This is a genomic window from Streptomyces sp. NPDC051963 (assembly GCF_044593495.1).
GTDB lineage: Bacteria > Actinomycetota > Actinomycetes > Streptomycetales > Streptomycetaceae > Streptomyces.
The window spans coordinates 310,195-334,512 of the sequence record NZ_JBIUCC010000007.1 but is presented as its reverse complement, the minus strand read 5'-3'; the positions used below and the strand labels follow the sequence as shown (position 1 = coordinate 334,512).

Here is a 24,318-nt window from a genome sequence, read left to right as displayed (position 1 = left end):
TGGCTGTGCACCCGGGTGCGCGTACCCCCGCTCAGCCGGGATACGGCGGAAATCTACCGGCCAGCTCCCGCACTTCTTCACGTGCCTGCTGGTTCTCGACCGCGCCGCGCAGCACCCCCGCGAGCAGGGCGGCGATGTGACCCATCTCCTCTTCTCCCATGCCTTGGGTGGTCACCGCCGCCGTGCCCAGCCTCAGGCCCCGGGCGTCGCCGTGCGGCAGCGCACAGCAGTCCAGGACCATCCCGGCGGCGGCGAGCCGGCCCCGTGCGGTCCGTCCGTCGACGCCGAGCGGCACCGGGTCGGCGGTGATGAGATGCGTGTCCGTGCCGCCCGTGGTGACGACGAGCCCCTCGTCGGCCAGCGCGGCCGCGAGGACCCGCGCATTGGCGACGACCTGATGGGCGTACACGGTGAACGCGGGCGTCGCCGCCTCGCCGAAGGCGACCGCCTTGGCGGCGATGGTGTGCATCTGGGCGCCGCCCTGGGTGAAGGGGAACACGGCCCGGTCGACCCGCTCGGCCAGCTCGTGCCCGCACAGGATCATGCCGCCGCGCGGGCCCCGCAGCACCTTGTGCGTGGTGGCGCAGACGACATCGGCATACGGCACCGGACTGGGCGCCGCTCCCCCGGCGACCAGTCCGATCGGGTGCGCGGCGTCGGCGATCAGATAGGCGCCCACCTCGTCGGCGACGTCGCGGAAGAGGGCGTAGTCGATGTGCCGCGGGTAGGCGATCGACCCGCACACGATCGCCTTGGGCCGGTGCGCACGGGCCATGGCCCGCACCTGGTCGTAGTCGATGAGGCCGGTCTCCGCGTCCACCCCGTAGCCGACGAAGTCGAACCAGCGGCCGGAGAAGTTCGCGGGCGAGCCGTGCGTGAGATGGCCGCCGTGCGGCAGGCCCAGCGCGAGGACCGTGTCGCCGGGCCGCAGCAGGGCCGCGTACGCGGCGAGAACGGCCGAGGACCCCGAGTGGGACTGCACGTTGGCGTGCTCCGCACCGAACAGCGCCTTGGCCCGGTCCACGGCGATCCGCTCGGCGACATCGACGATCTCGCAGCCCCCGTGGTGCCGGGCCCCCGGATAGCCCTCCGCGTACTTGTTGGCGAGCGGCGACCCGAGCGCGGCCAGCACCGCCGCCGACGTGAAGTTCTCGGCGGCGATCAACTGCAACGTCGTCGACTGCCGCTCCAGCTCCCCGAGCAGAATCCCGGCCAGCTCGGGGTCCTGACGGCGCAGGACATCGACCTCTTGGGTAGGGGTGACCGTCATGATGGGCTCCGGGGCGTCGACGGTGACGTAGCACCAATGTAGGCCCGGGACCCCGGAGGCGCTCGGTTGTCACATCCTGGCGGGTACGCCAGTGAGAGCTGTGACCTCGCGTCACGTCCGCGCAGGAACCCCGGTCAAGGCGGTCACCACCGGATCCAGCGCCTGATTTATCTCGTCCCCGATCGACCGGAAGAACGTCAGTGGGGCGCCGTACGGGTCGTAGACCTCGTCCGCCTCGGCCGTGGGGGCCAGGAGCCACCCGCGTAGAGCTGCCGCGGCTCGTACCAACGCCCGTGCACGGGCGACCATCCCGTCCTCCAGGGGAGGCAGGGTCGCCGGGTCGATCGCCTTCACCAGACGGGTGAACTCCTTCAGGGTGAAGGTGCGCAGCCCGGCGGAGTGGCCCATGGAGATGACCTGGGCGCGATGGTCCCGGGTTGCCGTCAGGACCAGGTCGGCGCGGATCACATGGTCGTCGAGCAGTTCCCGGCCGACGAAGCCGGAGGGGTCCGCCCCGAAGTCGGCCAGGACCGCTTCCGCGTTGGCCTCCATGGGCGCGCCCTCATGGCCCCAGGTGCCCGCGCTCTCCACGATCAGCCCGCCCCACAGCGGATCGCCGAGCCGGTCCGCCAGGGCATGACGGGTCAGCCGCTCGGTGATCGGCGAGCGGCACACGTTGCCGGTGCTGACGTGGAGGATGCGGAAGCTGTCCAGTGGAAGCCCGAAGGTCCCCGTCTCTTCCCCGTTCCATATGCCACGCCCCGCGTCAGGGGCTGTCAATTGGCCACCTCGAGGTCGGGTACGACCTTTCGCAGCTCCTCGGCCGAGAGGGCGCCCGCACGCAGGAGCAGCGGCACCTCGCGGGTGACGTCGACGATGGAGGAGGGCACGTTGCCGGGCGTGGGCCCGCCGTCGAGGTAGACGGAGACCGAGTCGCCCAGCATGCCCTGCGCGGCGTCACAGTCCTCCGGCGCCGGGTGGCCGGTGAGGTTCGCCGAGGAGACGGCCATCGGGCCGACCTCGGTGAGCAGTTCGATGGCGACCGGGTGCAACGGCATGCGTACGGCGACCGTGCCCCGGGTGTCCCCGAGGTCCCACTGGAGGGACGGCTGGTGCTTGGCTACCAGCGTCAGCGCGCCCGGCCAGAAGGCGTCGACCAGCTCCCAGGCCATCTCGGAGAAGTCCGTGACGAGGCCGTGCAGGGTGTTCGGGGAGCCGATGAGGACAGGGGTGGGCATGTTGCGGCCCCGCCCCTTGGCCTCGAGCAGGTCGTTGACGGCTTCCGAGGTGAACGCGTCGGCGCCGATGCCGTACACCGTGTCGGTGGGGAGGACCACTAGCTCGCCACGGCGGACGGCGGACGCGGCTTCGCGCAGACCGGTCGTACGGTCCGTCGCGTCGTTGGTGTCGTATCGCCGTGCCATATCTAGCGGGCCTCCTCGTACACGTGCTTCACGTACTTCGGGACAACAGTCTGGGGGGTGGTCACGGCATCGCCTTGCGGGCGGTCGCGAACCGGGGGCGGTTGTTGAGGTCGGGGTGGTCGGCCGCGTCGGCCCAGCCCCGCTCCTCGGTGAAGATCCACGGCACCTGGCCGCCCTGGGTGTCCGCGTGCTCGATGACGACGACGCCACCGGGACGCAGCAGACGGTGGGCCGTGCGCTCGATGCCCCGGATCAGGTCCAGGCCGTCCTCCCCTGAGAACAGGGCGAGTTCGGGATCGTAGTCCCGCGCCTCGGGAGCGACGTACTCCCATTCGGTGAGCGGGATGTACGGCGGGTTGGAGATGACCAGGTCGACCTGGCCGTCGAGGTCCGTGAAGGCGGTCAGGGCGTCGCCCTGGCGCAGGTCGACCCTGGACCCCTGCATGTTCTTGCGGGTCCACTGGAGCGCGTCCTCGGACAGCTCCACGGCGTGCACACGGGAGCGCGGGACCTCCTGGGCGAGGGCGAGCGCGATGGCGCCGGAGCCGGTGCACAGGTCGACGATGAGCGGCTCCACGACATCCATCGCCCGCACTGCGTCTATGGCCCAGCCGACCACCGACTCGGTCTCGGGGCGCGGGACGAACACCCCCGGACCGACCTGGAGTTCCAGATACCGGAAGAAGGCGCGGCCGGTGATGTGCTGGAGCGGTTCGCGGGCCTCGCGGCGGGCGATGACCTCCCAGTACCGGGCGTCGAAGTCGGCGTCCTTCACGGAGTGCAGCTCCCCCCGCTTCACGCCGTGCACGAACGCGGCGAGCTCCTCCGCGTCGTTGCGCGGCGAGGGCACGCCGGCGTCGGCCAGCCGCTGGGTGGCCTGAGCTACCTCAGCGAGCAGCACGCTGCGGGGACTTGAGGGTCGCCCCCCAAATGATGGCTGCACGCATGTCCTCCGGTACTGGTCTTTCTCGTACGTCCTTACGCGGCTGCGAGCTTGGCGGCCGAGTCCGCGTCGACGCAGGCCTGGATCACCGCGTCGAGGTCGCCGTCCAGGACCTGGTCCAGGTTGTAGGCCTTGAAGCCGACGCGGTGGTCCGAGAGACGATTCTCCGGGAAGTTGTACGTACGGATCTTCTCGGAGCGGTCGACGGTGCGGACCTGGCTGCGGCGGGCGTCGGCGGCCTCCTTCTCCGCCTCCTCCTGCGCCGCGGCGAGCAGCCTGGAGCGCAGGATACGCAGTGCCTGCTCCTTGTTCTGAAGCTGGCTCTTCTCGTTCTGGCAGGAGGCGACCACTCCGGTCGGAATGTGCGTGATGCGCACCGCGGAGTCGGTCGTGTTGACGGACTGGCCGCCGGGGCCGGAGGAGCGGTAGACGTCGATGCGGAGGTCGTTCGGGTTGATCTCGACGTCGACCTCCTCGGCCTCGGGCGTCACCAGGACACCGGCGGCCGAGGTGTGGATACGGCCCTGGGACTCGGTGGCGGGCACGCGCTGCACACGGTGCACCCCGCCCTCGTACTTCAGCCGCGCCCAGACACCCTGGCCGGGCTCGGTGGCGCCCTGGCCGCCCTTGGTCTTCACGGCGACCTGGACGTCCTTGTAGCCGCCCAGTTCGGACTCGGTGGCGTCGATGATCTCGGTCTTCCAGCCGATGCGTTCCGCGTACCGCAGGTACATGCGCAGCAGGTCCCCGGCGAACAGGGCCGACTCGTCGCCGCCCGCGCCCGCCTTGATCTCGAGGATCACGTCCTTGTCGTCGCTGGGGTCACGCGGGACGAGGAGGAGCCGCAGCTTCTCCGTCAGTTCCTCGCGCTGCTTCTCCAGCTCCTTGACCTCGGCGGCGAACTCCGGGTCGTCGGCGCCGAGTTCACGGGCCGTCTCGATGTCGTCGCCCATCTGCTTCCAGGAGCGGTACGTGGCGACGATCGGGGTGAGCTCGGCGTAGCGCTTGTTCAGCTTGCGCGCGTTGGCCTGGTCGGCGTGGACCGACGGGTCGGCGAGCCTCGTCTCCAGGTCGGCGTGCTCTGCGACCAGTTCCTCGACGGCCTCGAACATCTTGGGGCTCCTGAATTGCGTACGAAGGGAAGGGCGGGCGACCAAAAACGCCGGTCCCGGCGCGCCGAAGGAAGGGCGCGGCCGTGGACCGGCGAAATGGGGCTCGCTACTTCTTGGAGCCGGCAGCCTTGCCGAAGCGGGCCTCGAAGCGGGCCACACGGCCACCGGTGTCGAGGATCTTCTGCTTGCCCGTGTAGAACGGGTGGCACTCGGAGCAGACCTCGGCACGGACGGTGCCGCTGGAGATCGTGCTGCGGGTGGTGAACGACGCGCCACAGGTGCAGCTGACCTGCGTCTCGACGTACTCGGGGTGGATGTCGCGCTTCAAGGGGGTCTCCTAGTTTCGGGAGGGCGCCGGGTCGCTTCCGCGGGATGCGGGGGCGTGAACCGGGGCCGACGTACCAGTCTGCCAGGACTGGGGCCATCCCCCAAAACGAGGGGTCATGGTGATCTATTCCCGGCAGAGCGCTACGACGTCACCACACCGTTGGCCTGACCCGTTGCCGTGCCCGTCGTCGCCGACTTCGGGATCGGCTTGTCGTTCTTCAAGGCCGTCCACACCTGCCGGGCCTTGGTGTCGTCGACGAGGACGCGGTTGGCGTCGGCCGGGTCGTACTGCACCGGCATCGTGACCATGTTCATGTGCTTCGGGCCGATGCCCTTGAGGCCGTTCGCGAAGGACATGAGGGAGTTCACCGAGCCCAGGTCGGAGTCGGTGGTGACGGCCTTGGTGGCGGTGTCGGCGAGGTCGTACAGCTTCTTCGGGTTGGTGAAGACGCCGACGTCCTTGATCTGCTCGACCAACGCCTTGATGAAGGCCTGCTGGAGCTGGATGCGGCCGAGGTCGGAGCCGTCGCCGACGCCGTGCCGGGTGCGGACCAGGCCGAGTGCCTGCTCGCCGGTGAGTTTGTGGGTGCCGGCCGTCAGCTCCAGGTGGCTCTCGGGGTCGTTGATGGCCTGGCTGGTGGTGACCTTGACGCCGCCGAGCTCGTCGATGAGCTTCTGGAAGCCGCTGAAGTCGACCTCGAGGTAGTGGTCCATGCGGAGGTCGGTGATCGACTCGACGGTCTTCACCGCGCAGGCCGCCCCGCCGGTGGTGTACGCCGAGTTGAACATGACGTCGGTCGCGGCGTCGTGGGTGTCGCCGTCGGTCTCGGTGCACTCGGGGCGGTCGATGAGGGTGTCGCGGGGGATGGACACCACGCTGGCCTTCTTGTGGCCCTTGTAGACGTGCACGATCATCGCGGTGTCGGAGCGGGCGCTGCCGTCGTCGGCACCGCCGCCGAGCTTCTGGTTGCTGCCGGAGCGGGTGTCGGAGCCCAGGACCAGGATGTTCTCGGAGCCGTTGTCGGCCTTGGTGGGCCGGTCGGTGCCGAGGGCCTGGTCGATGTCGACGCTCTTGAGGTTGCCGTTGAGCTTGAAGTACACGTAACCGGCGCCCGTGCCGCCCAGCACCAGGATGCCCCCGGCCACCCAGGCCGTGACGAGCAGTCCCTTGCGGCGGTTGCCACGGGGCTTGCGGCGGCGGCCCTTGGCGCTGTGGCGCGGGCCCGTGCTGCCGGTGCCACCCGGTATACCGGGCTCCGGTGTGCTCTCGGCGGACATGTGCTCCTCGGTTCTTGACGGGTCGGTTACCCCGCGCGTTCAGGGTCAGGCCCGGTCGAAGCGACATGTATCGCTCCATCTTCGCTCCGACCGGTCAGACGGGGAAACCCGGGAAAGGGTTGCACAACGCACTGTGCCCACCGCGTGGTGCGGTGGGCACAGAGTGTGACCGGCAGGGGCTGGACACGCCCCGTTCACCTGCTGTTTCAGCCGAAGACGTCGTACTGCTTGAAGTCCGTCCCGACCGAGACCGGTGTGGCAAAGATCTCGGTGGTCGCCTTGCCGGTTCCCTTGTAGAGATAGAGCTTGCCGCCGGGTGTGCGGGCCAGGAAGTCGGCCTTGCCGTCGCCGTTGACGTCACCGACCGCGTCGAAGGCGTTGTAGCCGCTCCAGGTGCGGACCTTGACCCGGCTGGAGAAGGCGCCCGTGCCGGACTTGCCGGTCCCCTTGTACAGGTACACGTAGCTGTTGCTCTTGCCGCGCGCGATCAGGTCCGTCTTGCCGTCGCCGGTGAAGTCGCCCTGTCCGCGCAGGAAGTTGTACTGGTTCCAGCCGGAGCCGACCTTCACCCGGGCGGCGAAGGTGCCGTTGCCCTTGCCCGGGTAGATCCACAGCACGCCGGCCGAGTCCACCGAGAGCAGGTCGGGCAGGTAGTCGCCGGTGACATCACCGGGGACGACGATGCGGGTGCGGGTCTTCCAGTTGTCGGCGATCTGCTTGGTCGCCCAGGTGCCGCTGGCCTGCACATAGTGCGTCCAGTAGACGTCGCCGGTGCTCGCGACGCGGTACACGAGGTCCTCGTAGCCGTCCCGGTTGAGGTCGGTCTGGAGGACGACGTTGACGCCGGTCCAGTTGCCCCAGGACTGGCGGGCGCCGAACGCCGAGCCGGTGGAGTCCTTCTCATAGCCGGTCCTGGTGGACGAGTTGCGCACCCACAGGTCGGCCTTGTGGTCGCCGCTGAGGTTGCTGTCGTCGACGCGCGGGTAGGCGGCGCCGACGTAGCTGCTGACCTTCGAGAAGACGCTGTACGCGCCCTCGGCCACGCAGTTCGTCACGCCCCAGGAGACGACGCCGACGATGCGGTTGTTCACCACCAGCGGGCCACCGGAGTCGCCGTTGCAGGCGGAGGTGGTGCCGGTGTCGCTGCCGGTGGCGGAGTTGCCCGCGCAGACCATGTGGCCCTTGACGAAGTCGGAGCCGTAGTAGCCGGCGCAGGTGCTGTCGGCCTTGATGGGCAGCGTGGCCGTCTTCAGCGTCTCGGAGATGTCCTCGCTGGTGGAGCTGGTACGGCCCCAGCCGTAGACCTTGGCGCTGGTGCCGGAGGCGTACGAGGCCGTGTCACCGGAGGTCGTCATGCGGATCGGCGTGGCCTTGACCGCGGCCGGCAGCGTGATGACGGCGATGTCGTTGTCGATCGTCGTCGCGTTGTACGACGGGTGGTTCCACTGCCGCCAGGCGGCGCTGACGGTGCCGCCGTGCAGGTCGGTGTTGCCGGCGCTGTCGGTGGTGGGCAGCTGTGCGGTGCCGGTGACGACGGCGCCGTACGCCTTCCAGTTGTAGTTCTTGACGCAGTGCGCCGCCGTGAGGATCTTCGTCGGCGCGACGACGGCCCCGCCGCAGAAGAAGCCGAGGTCGTCGGCCTCACTGGCGGTGCCCTTGTCGTCGTAGTACCAGAGCTGCGCCATCCACGGCGCTGAGGTGATGCTGGTCGTCGTGCCGCCGATGACCTTCGCGTCGACGGTTCCGCTGCCGGTGCTCGCGCTGAGGGACGACTTGCTGGTCGTCCGGCCCGCGGTGTCGTCACCGGCGAGCGCGCCCGCGACACGCTTCTCCAGCTCGGCGAGCGAGGTCGAGGTGGTGGCGGGCTTGACGGTCGGCGTCGGCAGCGCGGTGGCCGCCCCGGCCGTCGAGGTCAGCAGAGCGGTGGCAACGGCGGCGGCCACACCGGCGGCCGCGACGGGAAGGGCGATACGTATACGACGTCTGCGACGGCCGCTTCCGGACAAGGGTGTGGGCAAGGAAGTCCCCCCATAGGACGTGAGCTTGGAAGAGGCACTCGATGCGCCCCTCCCTCTCTGCGCCAAAAGGCCGCCCCCCGTCACTCATGTGACGGGGGGCGGCCTGTGTGACTCGTTTGGCTCAGTCTCCGTTGCCAGGCGTCGGCGTCGTCTTCTGGATCTGCATCAGGAACTCGGCGTTCGACTTCGTCTGCTTCATCTTGTCGAGGAGCAGTTCGACCGCCTGCTGCTGGTCGAGGGCGTGCAGCACCCGGCGCAGCTTCCAGACGATGGCGAGCTCGTCGGGGGCGAGCAGGATCTCTTCCTTACGCGTGCCGGACGCGTCGACGTCCACCGCCGGGAAGATGCGCTTGTCGGCGAGCTTCCGGTCGAGCTTGAGCTCGGCGTTACCCGTGCCCTTGAACTCCTCGAAGATCACCTCGTCCATGCGGGACCCGGTGTCGACGAGCGCGGTGGCCAGGATGGTGAGCGAGCCACCGTCCTCGATGTTCCGCGCCGCACCGAAGAAGCGCTTCGGCGGGTACAGCGCGGTCGAGTCGACACCACCGGACAGGATGCGACCGGAGGCGGGCGCGGCCAGGTTGTACGCACGGCCCAGACGCGTGATCGAGTCGAGCAGCACGACCACGTCGTGGCCCAGCTCGACCAGGCGCTTGGCGCGCTCGATGGCGAGCTCGGCGACCGTGGTGTGGTCCTCGGCGGGGCGGTCGAAGGTCGAGGAGATGACCTCGCCCTTCACCGACCGCTGCATGTCGGTGACCTCTTCCGGACGCTCGTCGACCAGGACGACCATCAGGTGGCACTCGGGGTTGTTGTGCGTGATCGCGTTGGCGATCGCCTGCATGATCATGGTCTTGCCGGTCTTCGGCGGGGCCACGATCAGACCGCGCTGGCCCTTACCGATAGGCGCGACGAGGTCGATGATGCGGGTGGTGAGGATGCCCGGGTCCGTCTCCAGACGGAGGCGGTCCTGCGGGTACAGCGGCGTCAGCTTGTTGAACTCCGGGCGGCCACGCCCGGATTCGGGCGCCATGCCGTTGACGGAGTCGAGACGGACCAGCGCGTTGAACTTCTCGCGGCGCTCGCCGTCCTTGGGCTGACGGACCGCGCCGGTGACGTGGTCGCCCTTGCGCAGGCCGTTCTTGCGGACCTGGGCGAGGGAGACGTACACGTCGTTCGGACCCGGCAGGTAACCCGACGTACGGATGAAGGCGTAGTTGTCGAGGATGTCCAGGATGCCCGCGACGGGGATCAGGACGTCGTCCTCGGCGAGCTGCGGCTCCTGGCCCATTTCGTCGCGGCCACGCCGGCCACGCCGGTCGCGGTAGCGGCCGCGACGGCCACGCCGGCCACCCTCGAAGTCGTCGTCGTCCTGCGGGCCGTTGTCCCGCTGGTCGCGCTGGTCGCGCTGGTCCCGCTGGTCCCGCTGCTGCTGGCGGTCCTGACGGCCGCCGCTCTGCTGCTGGCCCTGCTGCCGCTGGCCGCCCTGGCCCTGCTGGTCGTCGCCCTTGCCGCGGCGGTCGCGGTCACGGCCGCGGTCCCGGCGGTCGCGGCGGCGGCCCTCGCCACCGTCGGCGTCGGACTTGGCGTCGCCCTGCGCCTGCGGGGCGGGCGTCTCGGCCTTGGGCTCGCTCTTCGCCTCGGCGGTGACCGTCTCGGGGCTGCCCGCCTCGGCGGTGGCGCGGCGACGACGGCGCTCGGGCGCATCGTCTCCCCCACGCTCGGCTTCGCTCGTGCGAGCGGGGCCACCGGCCGGCTGGCCGGGAATCTCGATCTGCTGCTGGGCCACGGCCTGCTCGGCCGGAGCCTGGGCCTTCTTCTCGGCCTTCTCGGCGGGAGCGGACTCCTCGCCGGTACGCGCCTTCGAGGTGGCGCGGCGCTTGGGCTTGGTCTCAGTGGCTGCCTCGGCGGACTTGGCCGGGGCACCCCCACCCGCCTGCGCCTCCTTGATGACCTCGATCAGCTGGCTCTTGCGCATACGCGCGGTGCCCTTGATGCCGAGGCCGGATGCGACCTGCTGCAACTCGGCCAGCACCATGCCCTCGAGGCCGGTACCGCGGCGCCGCCGGGAGCCTGCACCGGTGGCAGGCGCGGAGGCGTCCGTGGCGGGCGCGGCAGCGGTCTCCTCGACACGTGCGCCCATCAGATCGGTGGTGTCGCTCACGAAGGGTCCTTCCCTGGAGCGGACGTCGGCCTGTCTGGCTCGGCGACCGGTTGTGCTGTCCGGCTTCGGTCCTTGCTGTGTGGACCGTGCCGGGGCGGTGGTCCGCCAAAGAGGCGGAGGAAATGGGTGATGGCGCTTCCCGGAGCCGTGGCACTGAGTGTCGGTGTCACGAAGCTTGGTCGCACCGATTCCGGAGCGTGCCCGGCCAACCGCTCAATGTCGGCGTACGGCGTACTGCCCGCGTACGACGTACGAAACACAGTGCGGCTTGGGAGGCTCCCGGAAGAATGTCTGTCCCGGACGGGGACACAAAGCACCTCGCCATGGTGGGGTCGGGTGCAGACTTGAGGTTAACACTACCGGATCCAACAAACATTCCCCCTCTCGAAATCCGGCAACCGTGTGTCAGGTCGCAAGCGGCAGCACGCTCGCTCCCTGGGCGTCGAGCTCCAGCCGGTTCGCGGCCCAGCCCTCGCCTGCCAGATCGGCGACCTTGTCGGCGCTGTCGTCATCGGCCAGCGCCAGTACGGTGGGGCCCGCTCCGGAGATCACCGCAGGGATCCCGTCGGCCCTCAGCCGCTCCACCAGCGCCGCGCTCTCCGGCATGGCCGGTGCGCGGTACTCCTGGTGGAGACGGTCCTCGGTGGCGGGCAGCAGCAGCTCGGGGCGCCTGGTGAGGGCCTCGACGAGCAGGGCCGCCCGGCCCGCGTTGGTGGCGGCGTCGACGTGCGGCACGGAGCGCGGGAGGAGGCCGCGCGCGGTCTCGGTGAGCACTGGCTTACCGGGCACGAAAACCACCGGAACGATGGAATCGGCTGGTTCCATCCTGATCGCACGCGCGGAACCCGCCTCCAGCCAGGAGAGCGTGAATCCGCCGAGCAGACAGGCGGCCACGTTGTCGGGGTGACCCTCGATCTCGGTGGCGAGTTCCAGCAGGGCCGGGTCGTCGAGCTTGGAGTCCCCGCCTATGGTCACGGCGCGCGCGGCGACGATACCGGCGCAGATGGCTGCCGACGAGGAGCCGAGGCCGCGGCCGTGCGGAATGCGGTTGGCGCAGACGATCTCAAGTCCGCGCGGCTGGCCGCCGAGCAGATCGAAGGCGGTGCGCAGCGACCGTACGAGAAGGTGGTTTTCGTCACGTGGGAGCGTCTCACCGCCCTCACCCGCGATGTCGATGTGCAGCCCGGAGTCGGCCACCCGGACGACGACGTCGTCGTAGAGCCCCAGCGACAGGCCGAAGGCGTCGAAGCCCGGGCCGAGGTTGGCGCTGGTGGCGGGGACGCGCACCCTGACGGCGGCGGCGCGGAAGGCTGGACCGGCCATCGCTCGATGACTCTCCTTGAGCTGCGTGATTCGTGTTTGTCGAAGACATTCGATGACGTACGAGGAACCCTGCGGGCTGCTCCCGGCCTGGCGGCCGAACGCTTCCGACGCCGTTGTCGGGCCACGGAGACGGCGCGGCACCGTGCCGGTGGCAGGCATATGCGGCGGGCGGGTTCGGTACAGCCTATCGAAGGAAGGTTCTGTGGCGGCATAGGGCGCACAGGAGGCGCACGATGCGTGTCGTAAGCCCCTTGTGCACCCCCTGTCGGGTTCCCCCTTCGGGCCGCTGATCAGGCGAGTGTTGAGGCTCGTGATCAGGGTCGTGATCAAGCTCGCGATCAGGCGAGACCGAGGCGCTCGGCCGCGGTCGCCGCGTCGACCGGAACGGTGACCGGCTGCGGGGCGCCGGCGACGGCCCAGTCGGGGTCCTTCAGACCGTTGCCGGTGACCGTGCAGACGATCCGCTGGCCCGGGTCGACCTTGCCCTGCTCGGCGGCCTTCAGCAGACCGGCCACCGACGCGGCGGACGCGGGCTCGACGAAAACGCCCTCCTGGGCGGCCAACAGCCGGTAGGCGCGCAGGATTTCACGGTCCGTCACCTCGTCGATGAAGCCGCCCGACTCGTCCCGCGCGGCCAGGGCGAACTGCCAGGACGCGGGGTTGCCGATACGGATCGCGGTCGCGATGGTCGACGGGTCCTTGACCACTTCGCCGCGCACGATGGGCGCGGAACCGGAGGCCTGGAAACCCCACATGCGCGGGGTCCGCTTCGAGACTCCGTCGGCGGCGTACTCCTTGTAGCCCTTCCAGTACGCGGTGATGTTGCCCGCGTTGCCCACCGGCAGGACGTGGATGTCGGGGGCGTCGCCCAACATGTCCACGATCTCGAACGCGGCCGTCTTCTGGCCCTCGATCCGCACCGGGTTGACCGAATTGACCAGCGCCACCGGGTAGTTCTCGCTCAGCGCTCGAGCGAGCGTCAAGCAGTCGTCGAAGTTGCCGTCGACCTGGAGGATCTTCGCGCCGTGCACCAGGGCCTGGCCCATCTTGCCGAGCGCGATCTTGCCCTGCGGGACGAGGACGGCCGACACCATGCCCGCCCGTACGGCGTAGGCGGCCGCGGAGGCCGACGTGTTGCCGGTGGAGGCGCAGATGACCGCCTTCGCGCCCTCCTCCTTGGCCTTGGTGATGGCCATGGTCATACCGCGGTCCTTGAAGGACCCGGTGGGGTTCGCGCCCTCCACCTTGAGGTGGACCTCGCAGCCCGTGCGCTCGGAGAGCACCTGCGCGGGCACGAGGGGCGTTCCGCCCTCGCGGAGGGAGACGACCTCCGTGCTGTCGGACACCGGAAGCCGGTCCCGGTACTCCTCGATGATTCCGCGCCACTGGTGGGTCATTGCTGGTTACTCTCCTTCAACCCGCATGATGCTGGCGACACCCCGCACGGTGTCGAGCTTGCGCAACGCCTCGACGGTCCCGCCGAGGGCGGCGTCGGACGCACGATGGGTGACGACGACGAGAGAGGCCTCGCCGTCTCCTTCTTGCCGCCCCTGCTGCCGCACCGTATCGATCGACACCCCGTGCTCGGCGAACACGGTGGCCACCTGGGCGAGAACACCCGGTTTATCGGCGACGTCAAGGCTGATGTGGTAGCGCGTGACGACATCGCCCATGGGCGACACGGGCAGTGCGGCATACGCCGACTCGCCGGGCCCGGTGGCGCCGTTGAGCCGGTTGCGACAGACGGCGACGAGGTCGCCGAGGACGGCGGAGGCGGTCGGGGAACCGCCGGCGCCGGGGCCGTAGAACATCAGCTGCCCGGCGGCGTCCGACTCGACGAACACGGCGTTGTACGCGCCGCGCACGGAGGCGAGCGGGTGGGTCAGCGGAATCATCGCGGGGTGCACGCGCGCGGTGACGGAACCACCGTCCGCGGCCCGCTCGCAGATGGCGAGCAGCTTGATGGTGCAGCCGATCCGCTTGGCCGCGGCGAAGTCGGCGGCGGTGACCTCGGTCATGCCCTCGCGGTGTACGTCGTCGAGACGCACGCGCGTGTGGAAGGCGATTCCGGCGAGGATGGCGGCCTTGGCGGCGGCGTCGAAGCCCTCGACGTCGGCGGTCGGGTCGGCCTCGGCGTATCCCAGGGCGGTGGCCTCGTCGAGGGCCTCCTGGTAGCCGGCGCCCGTGGAGTCCATCTTGTCGAGGATGAAGTTGGTCGTGCCGTTGACGATCCCGAGCACGCGGTTGACCTTGTCGCCGGCGAGGGATTCGCGCAGCGGGCGGATCAGCGGGATGGCACCGGCGACGGCGGCCTCGTAGTAGAGGTCGGCGTCGTGGTCCTCGGCCGCCGCGTGCAGCGCGGCCCCGTCCTGGGCGAGGAGGGCCTTGTTGGCGGAGACGACGGAGGCGCCGTACTCGAAGGCCGTGGTGATGAGCGAACGGGCAGGCTCGATACCGCCGATGACCTCGACGACGACGTCGATGTCTCCGCGCTTCACGAGGGCGGTGGCGTCGGTGGTGACGAGGGCGGGATCGATGCCCTCCCTGACCCTGTCGGGACGGCGGACCGCGACACCCGCAAGCTCCACCGGGGCTCCGATACGGGCGGCGAGGTCGGTGGCGTGCGTCGTCATGATGCGCGCCACCTCTGAGCCGACCACTCCACAGCCCAGCAGCGCCACCTTCAGCGGACGCGTACGCATCATCCGACCTCGTTTCCTCATACCGTCTTCGGTTGGACCAGTCTCACTCACCGGACTGGAGTTTCTATCCATAGTCCGGATCGTGAGACGTCTATTTCATTTTCGCGGGGCCGGATGACAGGAGATCTTCCGTCCCGGCGGCTGTGCCGTTCTACGGTTCTACGGTTCTGCCGATCAGCCGACGTCGAGACGCAGGAGGTCCTCCTCCGTCTCGCGGCGGACGATCACCCGGGCCTCGCCGTCGTTCACGGCGACGACGGGCGGGCGGAGCACGTGGTTGTAGTTGCTGGCCATGGAACGGCAGTACGCGCCGGTCGCCGGCACCGCGATCAGGTCACCCGGTGCCAGGTCGGACGGCAGGAACGCGTCCTTCACGACGATGTCGCCGCTCTCGCAGTGCTTGCCGACGACGCGGGCGAGCATGGGCTCGGCGTCGCTCGTGCGGGAGACCAGGGCGACGCTGTACTCGGCGTCGTACAGGGCCGTGCGGATGTTGTCGGACATGCCGCCGTCGACGGAGACGTAGGTCCGCAGCCCGTCCAGGGGCTTGATGGTGCCGACCTCGTAGAGCGTGAAGGCGGTGGGCCCGACGATGGCGCGCCCGGGCTCGACGGAGATGCGGGGCGTACGCAGCTTGGCGCCCTCGCACTCGCGGGTGACGATCTCGGTAAGGGCCTTGGCGATCTCGTGCGGCTCACGGGGATCGTCGTCACTCGTGTACGCGATACCGAGCCCGCCGCCCAGGTCGATCTCGGGCAGCTCGACACCGTGCTCGTCACGGATGTCCTTGAGCAGCCCGACGACGCGGTGCGCGGCGACCTCGAACCCGGACATGTCGAAGATCTGCGACCCGATGTGCGAGTGGATCCCGATGAGTTCGAGCCCGTCGAGCTGAAGGGCGCGCCGGACGGCCTCGGCGGCCTGACCGCCGGCGAGCGGAATGCCGAACTTCTGGTCCTCGTGGGCGGTGGCGATGAACTCGTGCGTGTGTGCTTCGACGCCGACCGTGATACGGATCTGCACGCGCTGCCGCTTGCCGAGTTCCTGGGCGACATGGGCGACGCGGACGATCTCCTGGAAGGAGTCGAGGACGATACGTCCGACGCCGGCTTCCACGGACCGTCGGATCTCGTCGGTGGACTTGTTGTTGCCGTGGAAGGCGATGCGCTCGGCGGGCATGCCGGCGGAGAGCGCGGTGGCGAGCTCGCCGCCGGAGCAGACGTCGAGGTTGAGCCCCTCCTCGTGCAGCCAGCGCACGATCGCCCGGGACAGGAACGCCTTGCCCGCGTAGAAGACGTCGGCGTCGGCCCCGAAGGCACTGCGCCAGGCACGCGCCCGCGCCCGGAAATCGGCCTCGTCGAGGACGTAGGCGGGGGTGCCGTGCTCTTCGGCGAGGGTCTTCACGTCGACACCCCCGACGGTGACGACGCCGTCGGCGTCACGCCCGACGGTCTGCGCCCACACCTTCGAGTCCAGGGCGTTGAGGTCGGTGGGCGGCGCGGAGTAGTGGCCCTCGGGGAGCACGTCGGCGTGACGGGGCCCGGCGGGATGTGCGGAACGGCTCATTTCGCGTGTTCTTTCAGAGGTATCGGAGGCATGGGAGCTGCCTGAGTGTCAGAGGTGGTCGGGTGCGTCGATACCGAGCAGGGAGAGGCCGCCGGCCAGCACCGCCCCGGCCGCTTCGGCAAGCGCGAGCCGGGCACGATGGGCGGCCGAGGGTTTCTCCTCGCCTACCGGCAGCACGGTGGGCACAAAGGCGAGAACGGCATCGGCGACGGTGACGAGGTGCCGGGCGAGACGGTCGGGGGCGCGGTGATCGGCGGCCGCGGCGAGGATGCGGGGGTGGTCCGCGAGGGCCGCAAGGAGGGGGGCGCCGAAGGGAGGGGCGCCGTCGAGGGTCGGCCCGGGTTCGGCGGTGAACCCGAGATCGGCGGCGTTACGGCTGAGGGCCCTGGTGCGGGCGTACGCATAACGGACACGGAAGAGGGGGTTGTCCTCGCGCTGGACGAGATGCTCGTCGGTGATCCGGGGCCGGTCGTGGGCGGCGGGGTGGAGCAGCGCCCAACGGGCGGCGTCGCGGCCGAGTGGGAGGGGGTTGGTGGGGGCGGGGGCCGGGCGTACGGCGAAGGCAGGCGCTTCGGAGATGCCGAGGGCGTCGACGCGTACGCCGAGGATGTCGGCCCACTCGGGGTCGGGGCGGCTCTCGCATACCGTGCGGACGGAGGCGCCCTGCGAGCGGAGGATGCGGGCGGTGGCGTCCATGACGACGAGGGCGCGGACTTCGTGGGGGGCGTGCAGGTGCAGGAGGGCCCCCGGGTCGGCTGCTCCCCGCTCCCCCTCCACGTACCCATACCGCTTACCGCGCCGCAGGATCTCGTCGACGAGCGCCAAGGATGCGGTGCCCTGCAAGCTGACGTTGAGGAATCCGGGCCCGGTGACGAAAACATCGCTGATGGCGGCCGTGTCGATGAGGTACGGCCGGAGGATCTCGGCGACCCGCAGGGGCGGCTGCCCGGCCGGGCGGGCCAGTTGCAGCGCGATGTTGGTGGCGTAGTCACCACGACCACCAGGACCGGGCGCCGTCACGACCGCCCGCTCCGGCACGGTCACCCTCAGCTCCCCCTCATCGACAGCACGACGCACCGCGCGCAGCACGGTACGTGAGAGCTCGACGGGGGTCACGGGACAAGCGTATGGGAGGAGGGGGGTGGGTATGCGAGCCGGTTTGGGGGAGGGTCCGGGATGTGGACCGGAGTGGGGGTGCGTACGGGGGAAGTGCGGGGCGGGAGTCAGGCACAGCGGGTTACCGTCTCCGCGATCAGCCGCCGGCCCGCCCGGCCCGCTCGGTCTCCCCCACACCGAGGACGTGCCCGAACAGGGTCCCACCCTCCCCCTGCCCTCGCCCGCTCCGCTTCCGCTCGACCAACTGCCGTACGAGCGCTACGAGTTCGGCGGGCTCGAAGGGCTTGGCGAGGAAGGCGTCGACGCCGACGTCAAGGCCGCTTTCGATCTCGTACTGCGTACATGCGCTGATGATGGCGAGCGGCAGATCACGGGTCCGTGGATCGGCACGCAGCCGGGCGGCGGTGCGCAGCCCGTCAAGCCGCGGCATGACGACATCCAGGGTGACCACATCGGGCCTCACCTGATGAACGACATCCAGACACTCGGCACCGTCGGCCGCGGTCACGACCTCGAGACCCTCCAGCTCGAGATTGACCCTGATCAACTGCCGGATGACCTTGTTGTCGTCGACAACAAGCACCCGGCCCGAGGCGCCTGGCACAAGTCGAGAGTAGGTCCGGACCGGCCACCGCGTCCGGGTTTTCCCCACTTCCACCCCCGTCCGGGCGACCTCCACCCCCACGAAAACCGTTCATGAACACCCCGAACAAGCTGGTAGGGTTCTACCCGTCGCCGCGCAACGCGCCCGACACGCCCCCGTAGCTCAGGGGATAGAGCAACGGCCTCCGGAGCCGTGTGCGCAGGTTCGAATCCTGCCGGGGGCACCCTGTATGAGGTGCCCGAAGACCCCGTCATCAGCGGAGACGCTGAGTGCGGGGTCTTCGCGTGTGTGCAGCCGGAAGTCGTTGAAAGCAGCTCCATGACAGTGATCACGTAATGGCGACGTAATGATCTCGACGGGCTTTTGGGCAGGTCACCGGCCACTTTCAGGCTCCCCGAAGGCGACCTTCTAGAGACTCGAGGCAGCAACGAAGGCAGAGAACGTGGGCGTCACGACGCGCCACTTGTACACCACGAGGTTCGTCGAGACATAGCTGCCCACGACCCGGGGATCCGCGGGGTCGGTGCGGTAGTCGAGAGCGAGGGCGACATCATCGCCCAGCACGCGGTTCACCGCGATGAAGAATGCCTGCTCGACGTCCAGCCAGGGCAGTTCGACCGGCGTCTCCCGACTGCTGCCCCACGCCACGTGCAGAAAGGCGGAGTACGGCTCGTCGTCGAAGGTGTCCAGTGACCTGGACTCCCGTTCCATCTGGTCCGTGTTTGCAAGAAGGTCGAGCGGACTCTCGAACCACGGGATCAGCCTCGCCATCCCGGCGTCGCCTGGATGGCGCCACCGGCCCTGATCGAGCAGGGTCATCAGCCGTGCGGGCAAGGTAAGCCCCCGGACCATCACGTGCTCCATGACGGACAGCGTGGCATAGCCGGTGTCGATCTCGACGGCCCTCGGCCAGCCACAACCGATCAGGTACTCAACGCACTTGAGAGCCATGAACTACCTGTCCGGACATGACGAGAGCCCCGGATCTCTCCGGGGCTCGCGTCCATCGACCATGTGGACCATTTCACGTCTCGGGGCGTGGATTACCGAAGCGGGTAGCGCCCACGATCAGCCAGTGAGGCACACGCCGCAGGTCGAGCACCCACGCGGCCCCGGTCTCCAGCGCACCCACGGTCACCCGGAGCAGATGGCCAGGGCCCCGCTGCTTCGGCACCCGAGGAGCGGCCAACGGGTCCCTCGCCGAGGCGACGATCCGTACGACTCCCGGCTTCCAGGAGTTCACGCGCACCGCGTGAACCTGCCAGTCCTCTGCCATGGCAGGGGCAGCCTTGACGAAGTCCTCCGGCACCTGGCCCGGCAGCAGCCGTACCAGCAGCACGAAGCCACCGGAGGTCGGGCGTATGAGACCGCGACGCGGTACCCGCGGCTGAGGCGGAGGAGCCCCGTTGCCGACGAGCCCGGGCACGCCAATCAGCGCCGGCCGACGACTCACGGCGAGCCCGCACCCGGCCATCAACGGCCGCCAGGTCTGCATGACGCGGAAGGCGGTGACCGGGAAGCCGATTAACAGCCACCAGGTCACGCAGTAGCGGCGGCGCAGGGCCGGGCCCGCCAGGAGCAGGCCCGACACCAGCACTACGGCCACCACCAGAACCCAACTCGGCCCGGACTCACCGGCCGAAGTGGTGGAGGCCAGGTTCATCACTGCGCGGCCCCCTTACCCGCCGGGTGATTGGTGGGTTGAGAGGGGCCGACGCCGACCTGTCTCGCTGTCGGCGGTCAACAGCAGTGCAGGTACCTTTGGCCACCGGCCGAAGGAGAAACGTGAAGTACGCAGTCGTGGAGAAGCAGGAGCACGGCACCTACTGGCATGACCCGAGCCCCTACATCGCCAAGCTGTCCGAGATCCTTCCGGCGCTGCCTCCCGGGGCACGAGCCTTTGTTTCGCACCCCGAGCACTACGACTTCTCGGCACCACGCTGCGTGAAGGACCTGAGGCCTCAAGAGCTACCTTCAGCTGCTGATGCCCTGGGCCAGTACGAGCTTCGGTTCACCCGGGCAGGGGATGGGAGCGACGTGCTCACCATCCGCTACAGGGGAGTCAGCAGCGTTCAAGTCACGTCTGACGACGGTGGTCCTGTTGAACTGTCCGACTACAACACCGTGCGCCTGGACGAAGTCCTCCCGCACGAGGCCGGATGCAGCCACAAGCTGAGGCTGACGACCGGAACCGTGCGGATCGAGTGCGCGGACCTCACAGCGAGCTGGGCGCCGATCAGCAGCTAACGGGGCGTGCCCCTTCCGTGCCCGATCGAGTGGGCAACCCCGGGGAACAGCGGTCATTCACAAGCGGAGACCACAGGAACGACCCCCGACCGATTCACCTGGTCAGGGGCCGTTCGTCTGCGGTGGGTGTGGGATTTGAACCCACGGTGACATCGCTGCCACGACGGTTTTCAAGATCGCTCATGGGCTTGACTCGCCCATTGAGATTCCGCCGACCTCGGGGTATGGAGCGCGTCGATCTGGTGAGGATGCCCCTGGTCTTCAAGTCGGCGAAGCTGTGCTCGATCGCCGCGCGCTGGTGGCTGACCAGCCGGTTTGCCTACCTCTGGGCGGTGGTGAGCGGCATGGCACGGGCCGCCTTGCGCCTTGTGATGATCACGGCGGCGACTCAGCGCACCGCCCGACCGGCGAACACGCCCCGAACTCCGCGCTCAGATAGGGCACAACTTCCCAGCACCGAGGGCTGCGCCTAGGCGAGTGGGGCGACCAGCGCGTCGGATTGATTTGCCCGCCGAAGTGCGTCGGCAACGAATCCGCTGGCTTTCAGGTCTTCGACGAGGTCCCGGAGGAACTGGACGGTCTCCGGCTGTCGGGTCGTGGTCGTGCCCACTGCCTGCTGGATCTGCATAAACCGACTCTCGATCAGTCGGACTTCGGGATGCGCCGCGACGAACTTGGTCATGGGCTGCCTGATGCCGGCCGCGACCTCCAGGCCCTGAGCGAGGAACGCGTCGACTCCTTCCTCTCCCCGCACGATGGTCGCGTGCTGAAGAGTACGGGAGAGGAAGAGGTCGTAGGCAGACCCTCGCTTCACGCCGATACGCACCCCCGCGCAGTCAACGTCAGCGGTCGTGGCGAAAGCTGAGTCCTGGCGTACGGCGAACACGCCCTCGATCACGACGTACGGTGCAGTGAAGGCAACTTCGGCCTCACGTGCGGGCTCGATGGCCAGGAAGCACATGTCGGCCTGGCCTGCCGCCATCGCCTCGTACGACTTTCGCGCCGCGTCAAAGCACACGAGTTCCACCGGCATGTCCAGCCGCGTGCCGACCTCACGCGCAATGTCGACGGTAACGCCGGTCGGCGCCGTCGGCGTGCCCTGAGCCAGCACCGGATTCCCCAGATTGATTGAGACCCGCAACGCGCCACTCGGCGCCAGATCCTTGCTGATGGCGGCAGTCACAGTCATGGAGCGGAGTGTAGGACACTCCTTGCGGCCGGATATCGGCGCGTCGGCCGCCACACCCCTGCCACCCAGTGCAAGTCGGTGCCGTTCACTGCTCGCCCAGCTCTCGACAAGGTCCGCATGAATGCTGAGCGCGCCACCTTGGGCGCCTCCAGGGACACGGCCAGCGGGAGCCGGTCGGGGGACGTGGGCGGCGATGGCGACCGAATCGGGTATTTCCGGTCGGCCGGGAACGAGAACGAGAGGCATGCTGAGGTCGGCTGCCGCGTGGGAGGTGCGGCCTGCGCTCGGGCACGTCGGGCTTGCGCAAGCGCTCCTGCAAACGCGAATCCCCCACTGATCGCGGCCCCTGCTTTAACCCCGCCATGACCTCGCTTATGTTGAACGAGGTTGCCGCATCCAGTGCCACAAGGAGCACGATTCGCCGAGAGTCATCCCGACGCCGCCCTCTGCGGTGAGTGGGGCTGGCCTACGGTGGAGCGATGTCTCTCCAATCCGGCGCTTTCGTGCTCAGCTTCCCAAGCTGATGGTTTGGTACCGGCCTCGCCCCGACCGATCGGCGCTGATCGACTGAGCTCATGGCCACAGACCCCAGCGCATACGACAAAGCGATGCCGATCGTGGCAGCCCATCTTGCGAAGATCGAGCGAGCGGTCGACCGGGCCCGTGCCTCACATGCGGGGCAACCGTTCTCGGCAGTCCATCAGGCACTTGCCGAGGCACTGCAAGACGAGGACGCTCAACGTGTCGTGCCCCAGGTCGTAGAGGGGTTGGCGCGCCGGATCTCTGGAGCAGCGACCGAGCCAAGAGGAGCGGCGGGGTGAGTGCCTCACTGCGTGACAACGCCCACGGCCAACGGCGGAAAAGCGCGGACGTCTGCGGATCATCAGAGCAGGCGAGACCTACACCAGCCCGGGCAGCACCCCGCCCAAGTTGCTTCGGCATGAAGAGGTCGTAGGTTTGCCAGCTAGTACGGACGCGAGATCTCATGCTCCTGCAATGCATCGGCGTACCGCGTCAGTAGGCCGTCGAGGCCTGCTGGAAGGAGGGAAGCGGAATCCCGGGCTTCGGCCACATAGCCACGCTCGCACGCCTCCAGCACCTCGGCCAGGCCGCTGCGAAGGATGTGACGGGAGTCGCCCTGTATCAACACCCCGGGGAACTTCCGACCAGGTAGGCGGACCACTGCGCCGTTGCCACCGTCAGTGAACAGATCTGCCTCAACGCGCTCCATCAGACCATCCCACCTGACGTCACCAGCTGACATCAACAACAGCGTACACAGGCGGCCTTGAGCGACCGAGAGCGCAGGAACTGCACGAGCGCCAACGCTCCAGGACGCCGAATGATCGGCGAATGATCGGCGAATTCGCGTACCCGATCTGAGTGACGGGACGACCTGACCGACCGGCACCTCGCCCTGCCCTGCGGGGACTCGGGCTACCGCTTCCCGACGGTGTACGTCAGGTGGGTCACCCGGGGCGATGCGACCGTACGGGACTGGTTCAGGGCGAGGTGAGCAGGGTTCACGTGGTCGAAGAGGCGGATGCCGGTGCCGAGCAGTACGGGGGCGAGGGTGATTGAGAACTCGTCGATCAGGGCGCTGTCCAGGTACTCCTGGATCGTCTCGGCGCCGCCGGCGATGCGGACGTCGCGGTTGCCGGCGGCATCGCGGGCCTGGAGCAGGGCGCTTTCGATGCCGTCGTTGATGAAGTGGAAAGTGGTGCCGCCCGGGCGCTGCCATGGGTCGCGCTTGGTGTGGGTGAGGACGAAGACGGGGGTGTGGAAGGGAGCCTCATCCGGCCATGTCGGCTCGCCGAGGTCGAACATGCGCTTGCCCATGATGCTCGCGCCGGTGCGCTCGTGCGTCGCCCGTGCGATGTCGTTGTCGATGCCTTCCTCGCCGCCCTCGCCGAGCTTGAGGTTCTCGCGGAACCAGCGCTGCGGGAACGCCCACGCCTGTAGTTCAGACCACTGCGTCATCCAGCGCCTGACGCCCGGGTCGTCCTGCTTCTCGGGTGAGAGGGCGTCCTCGGCCGGCACGGGTTCGGGGGCCATGAAGCCGTCGAGCGACATCGTCACGCTGAAGAACACCTTCCCGGGCATCAGGTCTCCGCTCCCCTGGAAGTTGTGTCGTTCCGGCTGGTGTCGTTCCAGCCGGTGTCGTTCCGGGTGAGTTCGGCTACGTACGCCGCCAGGTTGCGCAGCGTTTGCTTGCCGCCCTCGATCGCGTGGTATTTCTCCACGGCCTCGTCTCGGAGTTCCTTGGTGGGGAACACCGTGCGCATCATGATCCGGGTCTCGTCGCCGGTCGGCTCGAAGGTCAGGACCGACTCGAAGGCGTTGGGGTCGTCGCGGGACTCGCCGTGCAGGAGTGCGATCCGCTCCGGTGGGACGATCTCCCGCCAGGTGATCCACTCCTGGTAGTCGGTTCCGTCCGGCCCGTGCATCACGAAGTCCCAGGCCCCGCCGACGCGGAACTCGAAGGACCGCGTGGTGGTGGTGAAGCCGTCCGGTCCCCACCACCGCGACAGGTGGCGGACTTGCGTGAACGCCTCGAACACCAGCTCCCGTGGTGCGCTGATGACCCGGGACATCTCGATCTCGCGGTCCGCGGGCGCGTGGTCGGGCTCGCCGCCGCTACTGGTCGTCGTCATCAGGTGGTTCCTCCTGCCTTGCCTGCTTCAACTCCTGCACGTACTCGTCCAGCCGGTCGAAGCTCTCGCTCCAGAACCGCTCGAAGCCGCCCACCCACTCGTGGATCGGCCGCAGCCCGCGGGCGTCCAGGCCGTACAGCCGCTGCTTGCCCGCCCCGCGGACCCGCACGAGCCCGACCTCGCGGAGGACCCGCAGATGCTTGGACGCCTGCGGCTGGGTCATCCCCAGGTCCCGCGCCAGGTCGGTCACCGGTCGCTCGCCGTACCGCAGCAGCACCAGGATCTCCCGCCGCTGCGGTTCGGCGATCGCGTTGAACGCGTCCGAGGTCGTCGCCGCTCGTGCCATGGCCTCATCGTATGCCTATATCGGAATGAGTCAAG

At 68.9% G+C, this 24,318-nt stretch carries 24 protein-coding genes and 1 tRNA gene; 3 read left to right on the top strand and 22 right to left on the bottom strand.

The window, feature by feature from the left end; all coding sequences use genetic code 11:
• Positions 1–31: 31 nt before the first annotated feature.
• From glyA to ACIHFB_RS29490, 15 genes are all read right to left on the bottom strand, one after another.
• Positions 32–1,270, bottom strand: a complete 1,239-nt coding sequence (glyA, locus tag ACIHFB_RS29560; protein WP_365283723.1) for a serine hydroxymethyltransferase — start codon at positions 1,268–1,270, stop codon at positions 32–34.
• Positions 1,271–1,381: 111 nt separating this feature from the next.
• On the bottom strand, positions 1,382–2,050 hold the full coding sequence (locus ACIHFB_RS29555) for a protein-tyrosine-phosphatase (protein ID WP_365283724.1): 669 nt from the start codon (positions 2,048–2,050) through the stop codon (positions 1,382–1,384).
• On the bottom strand, positions 2,047–2,694 hold the full coding sequence (locus ACIHFB_RS29550; protein WP_365283726.1) for an L-threonylcarbamoyladenylate synthase: 648 nt from the start codon (positions 2,692–2,694) through the stop codon (positions 2,047–2,049). Before ACIHFB_RS29550 ends, ACIHFB_RS29555 begins: the two co-directional genes overlap by 4 nt.
• Before the next feature lie 61 nt (positions 2,695–2,755).
• Complete coding sequence (prmC, locus tag ACIHFB_RS29545) at positions 2,756–3,595, bottom strand: peptide chain release factor N(5)-glutamine methyltransferase (protein ID WP_365283728.1); 840 nt, start codon at positions 3,593–3,595, stop codon at positions 2,756–2,758.
• A gap of 77 nt (positions 3,596–3,672) precedes the next feature.
• Positions 3,673–4,749 carry a peptide chain release factor 1 gene (gene prfA / locus ACIHFB_RS29540; protein WP_365283729.1) on the bottom strand — a complete coding sequence of 359 codons (1,077 nt, stop codon included), beginning with the start codon at positions 4,747–4,749 and terminating at the stop codon, positions 3,673–3,675.
• A 106-nt stretch (positions 4,750–4,855) separates the two neighbouring features.
• Complete coding sequence (rpmE, locus tag ACIHFB_RS29535; RefSeq protein ID WP_016438250.1) at positions 4,856–5,077, bottom strand: 50S ribosomal protein L31; 222 nt, start codon at positions 5,075–5,077, stop codon at positions 4,856–4,858.
• Between the two features lie 140 nt (positions 5,078–5,217).
• Complete coding sequence (locus ACIHFB_RS29530) at positions 5,218–6,354, bottom strand: LCP family protein (protein ID WP_365283732.1); 1,137 nt, start codon at positions 6,352–6,354, stop codon at positions 5,218–5,220.
• Positions 6,355–6,560: 206 nt separating this feature from the next.
• Entirely contained in the window at positions 6,561–8,372 is a 1,812-nt protein-coding gene (locus ACIHFB_RS29525; protein ID WP_400128575.1) for a trypsin-like serine protease, read from the bottom strand.
• Positions 8,373–8,493: 121 nt separating this feature from the next.
• Positions 8,494–10,536: a transcription termination factor Rho gene (gene rho, locus ACIHFB_RS29520; protein ID WP_400128573.1), complete on the bottom strand. Its 2,043-nt coding sequence runs from the start codon at positions 10,534–10,536 to the stop codon at positions 8,494–8,496.
• 405 nt (positions 10,537–10,941) lie between these two features.
• Positions 10,942–11,859 (bottom strand): homoserine kinase, encoded by a 918-nt coding sequence (thrB, locus tag ACIHFB_RS29515; RefSeq protein WP_365283737.1) that lies wholly within the window; start codon positions 11,857–11,859, stop codon positions 10,942–10,944.
• A 338-nt stretch (positions 11,860–12,197) separates the two neighbouring features.
• A complete protein-coding gene (gene thrC / locus ACIHFB_RS29510; RefSeq protein ID WP_365283739.1) occupies positions 12,198–13,256 on the bottom strand; it encodes a threonine synthase in 1,059 nt (352 codons plus the stop codon).
• Between the two features lie 6 nt (positions 13,257–13,262).
• The gene (locus ACIHFB_RS29505) at positions 13,263–14,561 is read right to left on the bottom strand and encodes a homoserine dehydrogenase (protein ID WP_365284044.1); all 1,299 of its coding nucleotides are present in this window, start codon (positions 14,559–14,561) and stop codon (positions 13,263–13,265) included.
• A 174-nt stretch (positions 14,562–14,735) separates the two neighbouring features.
• Complete coding sequence (lysA, locus tag ACIHFB_RS29500; RefSeq protein WP_400128570.1) at positions 14,736–16,127, bottom strand: diaminopimelate decarboxylase; 1,392 nt, start codon at positions 16,125–16,127, stop codon at positions 14,736–14,738.
• Between the two features lie 48 nt (positions 16,128–16,175).
• Positions 16,176–17,243 (bottom strand): ArgS-related anticodon-binding protein NrtL, encoded by a 1,068-nt coding sequence (nrtL, locus tag ACIHFB_RS29495; protein ID WP_400128568.1) that lies wholly within the window; start codon positions 17,241–17,243, stop codon positions 16,176–16,178.
• A 136-nt stretch (positions 17,244–17,379) separates the two neighbouring features.
• A complete protein-coding gene (locus ACIHFB_RS29490) occupies positions 17,380–17,847 on the bottom strand; it encodes a response regulator (protein ID WP_365283745.1) in 468 nt (155 codons plus the stop codon).
• Between the two features lie 151 nt (positions 17,848–17,998).
• On the opposite strand from ACIHFB_RS29490, the gene ACIHFB_RS29485 reads away from it, so the two are divergent.
• Positions 17,999–18,070, top strand: a tRNA-Arg gene (locus tag ACIHFB_RS29485).
• 185 nt (positions 18,071–18,255) lie between these two features.
• Here ACIHFB_RS29485 and ACIHFB_RS29480 read toward each other — a convergent pair.
• Positions 18,256–18,798: a hypothetical protein gene (locus ACIHFB_RS29480; protein ID WP_400128566.1), complete on the bottom strand. Its 543-nt coding sequence runs from the start codon at positions 18,796–18,798 to the stop codon at positions 18,256–18,258.
• Positions 18,799–18,871: 73 nt separating this feature from the next.
• On the bottom strand, positions 18,872–19,510 hold the full coding sequence (locus tag ACIHFB_RS29475) for a hypothetical protein (protein ID WP_400128564.1): 639 nt from the start codon (positions 19,508–19,510) through the stop codon (positions 18,872–18,874).
• Between the two features lie 122 nt (positions 19,511–19,632).
• On the opposite strand from ACIHFB_RS29475, the gene ACIHFB_RS29470 reads away from it, so the two are divergent.
• Entirely contained in the window at positions 19,633–20,094 is a 462-nt protein-coding gene (locus ACIHFB_RS29470; protein WP_365283769.1) for a hypothetical protein, read from the top strand.
• Between the two features lie 242 nt (positions 20,095–20,336).
• Positions 20,337–20,567: a hypothetical protein gene (locus ACIHFB_RS29465; RefSeq protein ID WP_365283771.1), complete on the top strand. Its 231-nt coding sequence runs from the start codon at positions 20,337–20,339 to the stop codon at positions 20,565–20,567.
• Here ACIHFB_RS29465 and ACIHFB_RS29460 read toward each other — a convergent pair.
• From ACIHFB_RS29460 to ACIHFB_RS29440, 5 genes are all read right to left on the bottom strand, one after another.
• Positions 20,564–21,283 (bottom strand): transporter substrate-binding domain-containing protein, encoded by a 720-nt coding sequence (locus ACIHFB_RS29460; protein ID WP_365283773.1) that lies wholly within the window; start codon positions 21,281–21,283, stop codon positions 20,564–20,566. The two genes, ACIHFB_RS29465 and ACIHFB_RS29460, sit on opposite strands and share 4 nt — an antisense overlap.
• A 964-nt stretch (positions 21,284–22,247) precedes the next feature.
• Entirely contained in the window at positions 22,248–22,514 is a 267-nt protein-coding gene (locus tag ACIHFB_RS29455; RefSeq protein WP_400128719.1) for a DUF6959 family protein, read from the bottom strand.
• 206 nt (positions 22,515–22,720) lie between these two features.
• Complete coding sequence (locus tag ACIHFB_RS29450) at positions 22,721–23,386, bottom strand: dihydrofolate reductase family protein (RefSeq protein WP_365283775.1); 666 nt, start codon at positions 23,384–23,386, stop codon at positions 22,721–22,723.
• On the bottom strand, positions 23,386–23,937 hold the full coding sequence (locus ACIHFB_RS29445; RefSeq protein WP_365283777.1) for an SRPBCC family protein: 552 nt from the start codon (positions 23,935–23,937) through the stop codon (positions 23,386–23,388). The genes ACIHFB_RS29450 and ACIHFB_RS29445 overlap by 1 nt, the downstream gene beginning before the upstream one ends.
• Entirely contained in the window at positions 23,921–24,283 is a 363-nt protein-coding gene (locus ACIHFB_RS29440; protein ID WP_400128560.1) for an ArsR/SmtB family transcription factor, read from the bottom strand. The genes ACIHFB_RS29445 and ACIHFB_RS29440 overlap by 17 nt, the downstream gene beginning before the upstream one ends.
• Between the last annotated feature and the right edge of the window lie 35 nt (positions 24,284–24,318).

What these genes read in the sequence shown, in the direction of transcription:
- glyA (WP_365283723.1), bottom strand. Translation starts at nt 1,270, where the DNA reads ATGACGGTCACCCCTACCCAAGAGGTCGATGTCCTGCGCCGTCAGGAC.
- ACIHFB_RS29550 (WP_365283726.1), bottom strand. Translation starts at nt 2,694, where the DNA reads ATGGCACGGCGATACGACACCAACGACGCGACGGACCGTACGACCGGT.
- prfA (WP_365283729.1), bottom strand. Translation starts at nt 4,749, where the DNA reads ATGTTCGAGGCCGTCGAGGAACTGGTCGCAGAGCACGCCGACCTGGAG.
- ACIHFB_RS29530 (WP_365283732.1), bottom strand. Translation starts at nt 6,354, where the DNA reads ATGTCCGCCGAGAGCACACCGGAGCCCGGTATACCGGGTGGCACCGGC.
- thrB (WP_365283737.1), bottom strand. Translation starts at nt 11,859, where the DNA reads ATGGCCGGTCCAGCCTTCCGCGCCGCCGCCGTCAGGGTGCGCGTCCCC.
- thrC (WP_365283739.1), bottom strand. Translation starts at nt 13,256, where the DNA reads ATGACCCACCAGTGGCGCGGAATCATCGAGGAGTACCGGGACCGGCTT.
- ACIHFB_RS29505 (WP_365284044.1), bottom strand. Translation starts at nt 14,561, where the DNA reads ATGCGTACGCGTCCGCTGAAGGTGGCGCTGCTGGGCTGTGGAGTGGTC.
- lysA (WP_400128570.1), bottom strand. Translation starts at nt 16,127, where the DNA reads ATGAGCCGTTCCGCACATCCCGCCGGGCCCCGTCACGCCGACGTGCTC.
- ACIHFB_RS29480 (WP_400128566.1), bottom strand. Translation starts at nt 18,798, where the DNA reads ATGGCTCTCAAGTGCGTTGAGTACCTGATCGGTTGTGGCTGGCCGAGG.
- ACIHFB_RS29475 (WP_400128564.1), bottom strand. Translation starts at nt 19,510, where the DNA reads ATGAACCTGGCCTCCACCACTTCGGCCGGTGAGTCCGGGCCGAGTTGG.
- ACIHFB_RS29460 (WP_365283773.1), bottom strand. Translation starts at nt 21,283, where the DNA reads ATGACTGTGACTGCCGCCATCAGCAAGGATCTGGCGCCGAGTGGCGCG.
- ACIHFB_RS29455 (WP_400128719.1), bottom strand. Translation starts at nt 22,514, where the DNA reads ATGGAGCGCGTTGAGGCAGATCTGTTCACTGACGGTGGCAACGGCGCA.
- ACIHFB_RS29450 (WP_365283775.1), bottom strand. Translation starts at nt 23,386, where the DNA reads ATGCCCGGGAAGGTGTTCTTCAGCGTGACGATGTCGCTCGACGGCTTC.
- ACIHFB_RS29445 (WP_365283777.1), bottom strand. Translation starts at nt 23,937, where the DNA reads ATGACGACGACCAGTAGCGGCGGCGAGCCCGACCACGCGCCCGCGGAC.
- ACIHFB_RS29440 (WP_400128560.1), bottom strand. Translation starts at nt 24,283, where the DNA reads ATGGCACGAGCGGCGACGACCTCGGACGCGTTCAACGCGATCGCCGAA.